Below are 9,774 nucleotides of genomic sequence, written 5' to 3'. Positions count from 1 at the left end.
GGGAGGGGAGGGGGCCGAGGTGGAGGTTGAGTCCCCGCGGCTGTCATTGAAGCGGGTGACGTCGAAGCTCTTCTCGTATTGGGGCTGGATGCGGATGCTGACGCGGGAGAATGAGTACGCGCGGCTGTTCAAGTACGTGCCGTTTCCGCGACAGAAGCTGCTCGACTTGTTGATGGACTGGGATTCGTTGCCGGCGGTGACGAACGTGCCGCTGGTGCGGGCGTGGCAGCGCGTGGTGGAGCGCGGGCAGCCGGTGCTGGTGTTGACGGCGGAGGGAAAGCTGCGGGACGTGTTCTTCGACCGCATCCATCGCTCGGCGCTGGCGGACCTTCCGCATCCGAACCTGTCGCGGATTCGCCTCAAGGGAACCAACCACATCTTCACGACGGGTGGTGCGATTGAGTCGTGCGTGGACCACCTATGTCGGTGGGCCTCAGAGCGCTTCCCGGGTTCCAACACCACGCACCTGCCCATCCCGCCCGAAGCTGTGCGTCCGGGTATCGAGCGGGTGGTGGGCTGAGGCGCGCAGCCGTCCAGTCTGCAAGCCGCGCCACACGTGATGGACGCGCTCAACTTGAGCACTCCCTGTCCACAGACGAAAATGTTTGTGTGTGTGATTTTGTCGCGCGCGGCGCGAGAACTCACTCGGAAGGGGCACACTTCGTGGGAGTCCGGTTCACGAGGCGCTCCGCCCCAGTGAGACAGGGGCGGGCGCCGGGACTCCGTGACGGGGTGCCTTACGGCAGGGAGTAGCGGACGCGGAAGCCGAAGACCAGGTTGGACTGGATGGGGTCGCGCGTAGCGAAGCCAATCACATACCGGTTGCCAGCCACCACGGTATGGGCGGGTTGGGATGCGGAGAAGATGGGGAAGCTGGAGTAGCCACTGTTGAAGGCCACTCCCGAGTTCTGCCAGGTACCCCCGAAGCTGCTGAAGTACGACACGGCGAGGGTCGCATCGGCCGTGCTCCAGATAGCGGCTTCGAAGTATCCGACGGTGGAGGAGTCGTAGCCGTAGGCAATGGCTTCCTGGATCTGCGCACCCGACGGAAGATTCAGACCGCACACGTACGTATTGAGCGTGGCATTGGAGTTCACCGCGCACGGGAAGGTATTGTCGCCGTCCGTGCGCAGCGTGCCGCCGCCGCCGCAGGTCATCGGAGCTGGCGGAGGGGCGCTTCCCTGGTGCACGCAGGTGATGGCGGGGATGGAGACGGAGTACGTCCCGGCCAGCAGCTCCTGGTTTCCTGTCCGAGCGGGCGTTGTGGTCTGGGGGGCCTGCGGCTTGCCGCTCTCCTCGGCGGATGCCGTGGACAGCGTGGCGAAGGCGGTGAGCGCGGTCAGTGAACGCAAGGTCGACAGATGACGAGGCATGTTGATGTCCCCTGTTCGGAGCGCGTGGGTGGGGTGTTCGCGCGCCGAGCGTTCAGTAAATAACTTTGATGTTATTCCCGCAATTGCGGCTTTGTCGGATTGTCGCGGGGCTCACGCCAGCCGCCGCATCTTGAGGATGATGCCCTCGGAGTCGGGCGTGGTCCCTGATCAGGTCCTGGGACCAACGCGGACAGCTCAGACCCGGTGGAAGAGGCTCAGTCCCCACGCACTGTTCGACGAACCCTCCGCCTCTTCCTTGCTCACCCCCAGCATGCGCGCGAGCTGGGCGAACTCCTTGTCGCCGACGAGCTTGCGGATGGCTTCCGGGTCTCCTTCCATGAGCTTGTGGAAGTTGCTGAAGCGCCCCGAGACTTCGTAGTGCTCGCTGTCGCAAGACCAGTCGTGATTGCCAATCAGGCCGAGCTTCGCGGTCGTCTTGCCGTAGACCCGGGAGATGCCCGCTTCGTAGAAGCCGTAGACGACACCGCTGAGCGTGGCATCCCCGTGAACCTCCAGGTTGCCCTCCAGGTAGAGGTGGTGGGCCTTGAGCTGACCCATGACAGCCAACGTGCCCGTCTCATCCGTCGTGACCTCGCCGCTCACCGTCAGGTCCCCCAGGACCAACAGCGCTCCCTCCGTCACGCTGAGGTCGCCCTCAATCACGAGGTCTCCCTCGTGAACCCAACTGTCATCGCCGAGGACTCCCGCGATGTCCTCATCACCAATCTGCTCGAGGTCCTCGTCCTTCACGGGCCGGAGCTTCGGCTTCAGCGACTGCAGTGTCTGCTCGTTCAAGTCACACCTCCACGAACATGGATGAATTGGCGCCCAGGACCTACGCCGCGGCCAGTCCCGACTCCGCCTTGCTCCGAGCCTCGCGCTTTGCTCAGACCCGGAAGAAGAGCTTCATTCCGTAGCCATCGCACTCCGTATCCTCGTCGGACAGACCCAGCATGGGCGCGAGAATGGCGAACTCCTTGTCACCCATGAGCTGGCGGATGGCATCGGGGTCTCCCTCCTCAAGTTCGACGAAGTTCGAGAAGCGGCCAGAGACCTCGTAGTGCTCGTCATCGCACTCCCATTCATGGTCGCCGATGAGACCGAGCTTCGCGGTCGTCCGTCCGTCGACCTGTGAATTGCCCGCTTCGTAGAAGCCGAAGAGGGCGCCTCGGAGCGCAACGTCCTTGTGCACCCGCAGGTCGCCTTCCAGATAGAGGTGGCGGGCATCGAGTCGACCCGTGACGACGAGCTTGCCGCTCTCGTCCGTCCCAACGGCATCGCTGACCCTCAGATTTCCCAGGATCAGCAACGCCCCCCGCTTCACTTCAAGCTCCCCTTCGAGCACCAGGTCTCCCTCGTGGACCCAGGTGTCACCGTCGAGGAACGTCGCGTGCTCCTCGAGCAGGAGGTCCGCGAGGTCCCCGGCCCTCCGAAGCCGAGGCTTCAACGACTCCAACGTATGTATCGTCACATTGCTCCTGCTCTCGTGTGCTGAAAGGCGCCTCGTTACCGCGAGACGCCCAGAGGCTACGCCGCGACCAGTCCCGACTCAGACTTGCTCCGGGCCTCACGCCGCTGGATGGCCAGGAACAGCGCCTCGTGCGTGGCGGGAGCGGCCAGCTCCACCTTTCCGCCCGGAGCCCCGAACGCGCCCACTGCATCCCTCAGGGCCTCGCGCACCGACAGCGCCAGCATCAGCGGCGGCTCGCCCACCGCCTTGCTGCCGTGAATCGTGTTGTGCTGCCGCGCCCGCTCCAACAGCCGTACACGGAAGTCCACTGGCGCATCGCTGAACGCCGGCACCGGGTACGTGCTGGCCGAGTGCGTGAGCAACCGTCCCTTCGCATCCCAGCGCAGGTCCTCGCCCGTCAGCCAGCCCATGCCCTGGACGAAGCCGCCTTCAATCTGTCCCCGGTCCACACCCGGGTTGAGCGAGTCACCCACGTCCTCCAGCACGTCCACTCGGAGCACCCGCTTCATGCCCGTGTGGCCGTCCACCTCCACCTCCGTCACCGCCGCGCCATACGCGAAGTAGAGGAACGGCTTCCCTCGGCCCTTCGCCTTGTCGTAGCCGATGCCCGGCGTCTGGTAGTAGCCCGTCACCGAGAGTCCCACGCGCGCCAGGTACGCGGCGTCCACCACCTCCGCGAAGGACACGGATGCATCCGCTACCCCCACGCGCCCGTCCTGGAACACCACCGCCTCCGGAGCCACGGTGCGCCCGTGCCGCTCCGACAGCAGCTTCACGGCCACCGGCACAAGCCGCCCACGCAGCGTGACGCACGCCTCGCGCACCGCCGCGCCGTTCAGGTCCGAACCCGACGAGGCCGCCGTGGCGGAGGTGTTGGGCACCTTGTCCGTCACCGTCTTCGCCACCCGGATGGCGTCCGCGGGCAATCCCAGCTCGCGCATGGCCACGCCCTGAATCTTCGTGTGCAGACCCTGGCCCATCTCCGTGCCGCCGTGCGACAGCATCACCGAGCCGTCCCGGTACACATGCACCAGCGCGCCCGCCTGATTCAGGAACGTCGCCGTGAAGGAGATGCCGAACTTCATCGGCGTCATCGCCAGCCCGCGCTTGATTCGCGGTGAGCGGGCATTGAACTCCTCCACCTCCCGACGCCGACGCGCGAAGTCCGACGAGTCCTTCAGCTCACGCCACAGGTGCGGCAGTCGCTCGTCCTCCAGCTCCTGTCCGTAGTGCGTCGTGTTCGTCTCACCGGTGCCCCGGTAGAAGTTGCGCTCGCGCACTTCCTCCGGCGGCAGGCCCAGCGTGCGCGCCACGCGGTCGAGGACCTCCTCACCCACCAGCATCCCCTGCGGACCCCCGAAGCCACGGAAGGCCGTGTTGGACACCAGATGCGTCTTCGCCACGCGGCCCGTGTAGCTCATGGCCGGGACGTAATAGGCGTTGTCCAGGTGGAAGAGGGCGCGGTCCGTAATCGACTCGGACAAATCCAGCGACCAGCCCGCGTTCGACACGAGCTGCGCGCGCAGGGCGAGCAGCTTGCCCTGCTCGGTGAACCCCACCTCGAACGTGGCATGGAACGGATGGCGCTTTCCCGTCACCGCCATGTCCACGTCCCGGTCCATCATCCACCGCACCGGCTTGCCCGTGTGCCACGCGGCCAGCGCGACAATGGCCGCGGGTGAGTTGCCCTGCGTCTCCTTGCCACCGAAGCCGCCACCCATGCGCGGTGACTGCACCACCACGCGACTGCGCGGCAGGTGCAACACGTGGGAAATCACCGCTTGCACCTCGGACGGGTGCTGCGTGGAGGACACCACCGTGATGTCTCCGTCGTCGCCCTTCTCCGCGAAGGCCGCCTGCGTCTCCAGGTAGAAGTGCTCCTGCCCGCCCATCGTCACCGTGCCGGACAGCCGACGCGGGCTCGACGCGAGCGCCGCGTCCACATCGCCGCGCCGGATGACGTGCGGCTCCGTGTGGTAGCTGCCCTGCGCCATCGCGTCTTCCACGGTGAGGATGGCCGGCAGCGGTTCGTACTCCACCACCACCTGCTTCGCGGCCTCGCGGCACGCGTCGATGCTCTCTCCCACCACCACGGCGACAATCTGCCCGTGGAACAGCACCTCGTCCTTCGCCAGGAGCGGCTCGTCGTGGCGGATGGGCCCCGTGTCGTTCATGCCGGGGATGTCCTCCGCGAGCAGCACCGTCACCACGCCCGGAAGCGCCCTCGCGGCCGTCGCATCCCTGCGCAGGATTCGCGCGTGCGCATGCGGCGAACACACCGCCCACACCTCCAGCATGGGCCGGCCCTGCGCCACATCGTCCACGTACTTCGCGGCCCCCGTCACATGACCCAGCGCGCTCTCATGTCGCAGCACGCGGCTGGTATCCGTGGGCGCCTCGGCGTCTCCCGTGACGAAGCCCGGCGCGGCGTCCAGAGAGGGACTCTGCTCCCCCGAGAAGAACTTCTCGAACAGGCTCACGATGAGCCCGCGTCGGTACTCCGCGCTCCCGCGCAAGTCGCTGATGGGGGACAGCTCGCCCGAGAGCATGGGCAGCACCTTGTCCACCGTCTCCCGGGTCCACGGCTGGCCGACGAGCAGCTCCTCGGTGCGTCGCGCGCGAATGGGCGTGGCCGCCACGCCGCCGTACCCAAGCCGCGCCGTGCGCACCACTCCGCCCGCATCCAGCTCCACGCAGAAGCCCGCGGCGACGATGCTGATATCCAGCTCGCGCCGCTTGGACACCTTGAACGAATCTGACACCCGCCGGAGTCCACTGGCCGCCGAAGGCGCATGCGGGATGACGATGAAGCGCACCACCTCGTCCACCTGGAGCGCCGTCTTCCGGTACGCGAGGAAGAAGTCCGACAGCGCCACCGTCCGCTCGCCCTTCACGGACGACAGCACCATCCGAGCCTCCAGCGCGAGCAGCACCGGCGCCAGGTCGCCAATCGGCGACGCCGTCACCAGGTTGCCCGACAGCGTGGCCCGCTGCCGGATCTGTCGCGAGGCGAAGACGTTGAGCATCTTCCCTATCTCGGGCACGTCCTTGCCGAGCGCATCCTCCAGGTCCACGAGCGTCGCCGCGCCGCCCACGTACCAGCCGTCCGCTTCACGGCGGATGGCGCGCAGGGACTCCACGCCCTCGGTGGAGATGAGGAACGGAAAGCGCCGGGCTTTCTTGGTGATGTCCACGCCCACTTCCGTGGCGCCCGCCACGAGCAGCGCCTCCGGATGCGCGGCCTTCAGCGCGAGCAGCTCCTCCCACGACGTGGGCCGCAGGAACTTCTGGCCGCCGGCCTCATAGCTCAGCGCCGACACCGGCGAAGCAGGGCCCCCGAGCGACGTGCCCGGCAGTGGCTGCAATCCCACCGCCGCATCCCTCGCTGCGAGCGCCTCCATCATCGCATCGCGGATGGGCCGATACCCGGTACAGCGGCAGATGTTTCCACAGAGCTGGTCCGCCACCGTCTCCGGGGTGCAGACCTCCGGCCGCGAGTACGCCTCCGCCATGGAGACGATGAAGCCCGGCGTGCAGAAACCACACTGCGAGCCGTAGTGCTTCACCATCGCCTGCTGCACGGGATGTGGCTTCTCGCGCGAGCCCACGCCCTCCACCGTCACCACCTCGCGCCCGGCCACCATGGGCACCAGGGTGATGCAACTGTTGAACGCGCGCAGGCAGCGGTTGCCCTGGGCGTCGCGGTCCACCATCGCCACGGTGCACGCGCCACAGTCCCCCTCGGCGCAGCCCTGCTTCGTTCCCGTGGCGCCTTGGGCGCGCAGGTAGTCGAGCAGCGTGGTGTTGGGCGACACGTCCTCGACGCGGACCAGGCTCCCGTTGAGCCGGAACTCGAACATGGTGCTCATTCTCCAGACGAAACCCCGCGCAGGCGGGGCGGCTCCGAGGCGGATGGCTCGGGGCGGGTTTCAACGAAAGGTTGGTGGTGGAGCTGGAGCAGCCCCGCGGCGATGCTCACCGCGACTTCCTGGGGGGACTTGCCCCCCAGCTCCAGCCCCATGGGGCACTGCACCCGGCTCAGCAGCGTCGCGGGCACGCCTCGCGCCTCCAGCCGCTGCCGGAAGCGCGCCCACTTCGTCTTGCTGCCGATGAGGCCGATGTAGCGCGCGGGCTTCTCCAGCGCGGCCGCGATGATGTCCTGGTCCAGGTCATGCCGGTGCGTCATCACCGCGACGTACGTCCGGCGCGCGTCCCACACGGCCTGGGTCACGAAGTCCTCCCAGGACTCCTCGTGGCGCGTCACCGCCGCGGGCACGCGCTCGCCGTGGAGCCACTCGGGGCGCTCGTCCACCAGGTGTACGCGGAAGGGGGTCCCCTCGAGGATGCGGCACACCGCCTGGCCCACGTGCCCGGCCCCGAAGAGGTACAGGCGAGGCCCGTGGTTGACGGGCTCCACGAAGACGTCCACCACGCCCCCACAGCACTGGCCGAGCTTCGCGCCCAGCGGATAGCGATAGGAGCGGGACTCGCCGCGCTCCAGACAGGCCCGCGCGTCGGCGAGCACCAACTGCTCCAGGTGTCCGCCGCCCACGGTGCCGTGGAACGCACCGTCCCCACGCACCAGCAGCTTCGCGCCGGGCTCGGCGGGGGTGCTTCCCTGGCACGCTGTAACGGTGGCCACGGCGAAGGGCGCATCCTCGCGCGCCCACTCGCCCAGCTGGCGGACCCAATCCCACATGGTCCCTGTGAGTCTGCCACACCCGGAGTCCGACGGGGATGACTCTCACCCGGAGTCCGTGGGCTGGACGACGGCCCGGTGTCCAGGCCGCCCCCTGGGGACGTCCCGGGGCCTCTCCCCGAGCCCCCGCGCCGCGCCTACGTGGCCACCGCCGCGCCGGCCGCCTCGGTGCTCCGGCGCATGGGCTGGGCCTTGCCGTACGTCAGCGAGCGCCACACCCACTCCATGGGCCCGAAGCGGAAGCGCGCGAGCCACAGGTGGCTCCACGCGATTTGGACGGTGAAGACCCCCAGGCAGTACAGGATGCTCATGCTGGGCGTCAGCTTGCCGACGAGCCCCAGGCCGTAGCCGTAGAACACGAGGATGCTGATGACGGACTGGCTCAGGTAGTTGGTCAGCGCCATGCGGCCCACCGGCGCGAGCACGGACAGGATTTTCTGCCACGTCGCGCGCTGGAAGAGCAGGGTGATGCCCGACACATACGTCGCGGCGATGCCCACCTCGCCCAGGGCGCGCACCGGGGCCAGCACCATGGGCAGCCACACGGGCAACGTCTCTGGATTGATGATCTTGCGCAGCACGAGCTGCTGCGTCACCACGCCCACGCTGCTGCCCAGCACGCCCAGTCCCAGCGACCAGAAGAACAGCCGGCGGAAGAAGGCCACGTGCTGGGGCGCGTCATGGAACAGGCGCTTGCGGCCCGCATAGAAGCCCAGGAGGAAGCGGCCCAGCAGCGCCAGCGAGTTGACGCACATGATGAGCAGGAACTCGCGCCGGTAGAACGACAGGCCGCCCTTCACCACGGCCCACCAGTTCCCGTTCTGGAACACCGACAGGGTGTCCGCCTTCAGGGCCGCGGAGCGCTCCGTCTCCAGCTTCGCCAGCGCGGCGGCGGCCTCTGGCGTGGCGGCCATCAACTGCGGCAGCTTGAAGATGACCGCGCTCAGAATGGGCCACGCGAAGAGCAGCACCGCGGCGACCTTGAGAATCGTCCGGTCCTCCCGGCGCCGGAACCACAGCAGCCAGAGCCCAATCAGCGCGTAGTTGCTGAGGATATCCCCGTACCAGATGAGCGTCAGGTGCGTGAGCCCCAGCAGGAGCATCACCCCGAGCCGGCGCACATAGAGGCGCGTGACGGGCGAGCCCCGCGCCTCCGCCCGGCCCATCTGCACCGCGAAGCCCAGTCCGAAGAGGAACGAGAAGATGGTGATGAACCGCCCGCTCACCAGCGTCGTCACGACGGGCAGGAGCACCTTGTCGAGCATCGTCCCATTTGCGAACAGGGACTCGAGTTGCTCCCGGGGCATGAAGGCCCGGCCGCTGAACCACATAAACGTATTGGAGATGAACACGCCGCACAGCGCGAAGCCGCGCAGCGTGTCGAGCAACACCAGGCGCTCGCCCGAATCGACCGGGCGGGCCTCGGCGGTGGTCACCGCGGAAGGAGCAGAGGTCATGTGTTCGGAAAGAACGCCTGAACCTGAGCTTTATTGCCGGTATTCCACGGCAGCGGTGAATTGCGCGCGCTTCGAGCGGGTCGGGTGGGTCTACACGCCGATGCGTGGGCAGATGTCCTTCACGATGCACTCGTCGCACTTCGGCTTCTTGGCGGTGCAGGTGTAGCGGCCGTGCAGGACGGTGGCGGGGCCGAAGAAGGTCCACGCGTCCTGGGGCACCAGCTTCATCAGGTCCTCTTCAATCGCCTCCGGCTTTTCGTGCTTCGTCAGGCCCAGGCGCTGGCTGACGCGAGCGACGTGCGTGTCGACGATGATGCCGGAGGCCAGGTTGAAGGCGGTGTTGAGGACCACGTTGGCCGTCTTGCGCGCCACGCCGGGGAGCGTCACCAGCTCCGAGACAGTGCGGGGGACCTCTCCGCCGAAGTCCGCGAGCAGCGCGCGGCTCATGGCCTGGACGGACTTGGTCTTCTGCTTGAAGAACCCGGTGGGCTTGAGGTCTTCCTCCAGCTCCGAGGTGTCGGCGTCCGCGAAGGCCTGGGGGCCCGGGTATTTGGGGAACACGGTGGCGGTGACGCGGTTGACGCGCTCGTCGGTGCACTGCGCGGCGAGGATGGTGGCGACGAGCAGCTCGAACGGCGTGGACCAGTTGAGCTCGTAGCGTGCGTCGGGGTGCTTCTCACGCAGGCGCTCGAGGAGGAGGGCGGCTTTCTCAGCGGGTTTCATGGGGTGTGGAGGACATCCTACCTGGGATGGCTGACAGACACGGGCTCGGAA

The 9,774-nt window shown here is 67.5% G+C and carries 8 protein-coding genes; 1 reads left to right on the top strand and 7 read right to left on the bottom strand.

From position 1 onward, the window contains the following. Window positions 1-520 (top strand): hypothetical protein (locus FJV41_RS45125; RefSeq protein WP_220137957.1); only part of this gene is annotated, 520 nt, incomplete at its 5' end. 217 nt (window positions 521-737) lie between these two features. On the opposite strand, the gene FJV41_RS45120 is transcribed toward FJV41_RS45125, so the two are convergent. From FJV41_RS45120 to nth, 7 genes are all read right to left on the bottom strand, one after another. Beyond that, window positions 738-1,373: a hypothetical protein gene (locus FJV41_RS45120; protein WP_181791388.1), complete on the bottom strand. Its 636-nt coding sequence runs from the start codon at window positions 1,371-1,373 to the stop codon at window positions 738-740. A 195-nt stretch (window positions 1,374-1,568) separates the two neighbouring features. Beyond that, a complete protein-coding gene (locus FJV41_RS45115; RefSeq protein WP_141648826.1) occupies window positions 1,569-2,168 on the bottom strand; it encodes a bactofilin family protein in 600 nt (199 codons plus the stop codon). Window positions 2,169-2,259: 91 nt separating this feature from the next. After that, window positions 2,260-2,820 carry a hypothetical protein gene (locus FJV41_RS45110; RefSeq protein ID WP_141648825.1) on the bottom strand — a complete coding sequence of 187 codons (561 nt, stop codon included), beginning with the start codon at window positions 2,818-2,820 and terminating at the stop codon, window positions 2,260-2,262. Between the two features lie 80 nt (window positions 2,821-2,900). Further along, window positions 2,901-6,704, bottom strand: a complete 3,804-nt coding sequence (gene xdhB, locus FJV41_RS45105) for a xanthine dehydrogenase molybdopterin binding subunit (protein ID WP_220137956.1) — start codon at window positions 6,702-6,704, stop codon at window positions 2,901-2,903. A 5-nt stretch (window positions 6,705-6,709) separates the two neighbouring features. Then, window positions 6,710-7,543 (bottom strand): xanthine dehydrogenase accessory protein XdhC, encoded by an 834-nt coding sequence (gene xdhC / locus FJV41_RS45100; protein ID WP_141648823.1) that lies wholly within the window; start codon window positions 7,541-7,543, stop codon window positions 6,710-6,712. A 137-nt stretch (window positions 7,544-7,680) separates the two neighbouring features. Beyond that, window positions 7,681-9,000: a DUF418 domain-containing protein gene (locus FJV41_RS45095; protein WP_141648822.1), complete on the bottom strand. Its 1,320-nt coding sequence runs from the start codon at window positions 8,998-9,000 to the stop codon at window positions 7,681-7,683. Window positions 9,001-9,090: 90 nt separating this feature from the next. After that, window positions 9,091-9,723: an endonuclease III gene (gene nth, locus FJV41_RS45090; protein ID WP_141648821.1), complete on the bottom strand. Its 633-nt coding sequence runs from the start codon at window positions 9,721-9,723 to the stop codon at window positions 9,091-9,093. Between the last annotated feature and the right edge of the window lie 51 nt (window positions 9,724-9,774).

Origin of the sequence: Myxococcus llanfairpwllgwyngyllgogerychwyrndrobwllllantysiliogogogochensis (assembly GCF_006636215.1) — a bacterium.
GTDB lineage: Bacteria > Myxococcota > Myxococcia > Myxococcales > Myxococcaceae > Myxococcus > Myxococcus llanfairpwllgwyngyllgogerychwyrndrobwllllantysiliogogogochensis.
The sequence above is the reverse complement of the archived record's forward strand: the minus strand, read 5'-3'. Positions and strand labels throughout refer to the sequence as shown.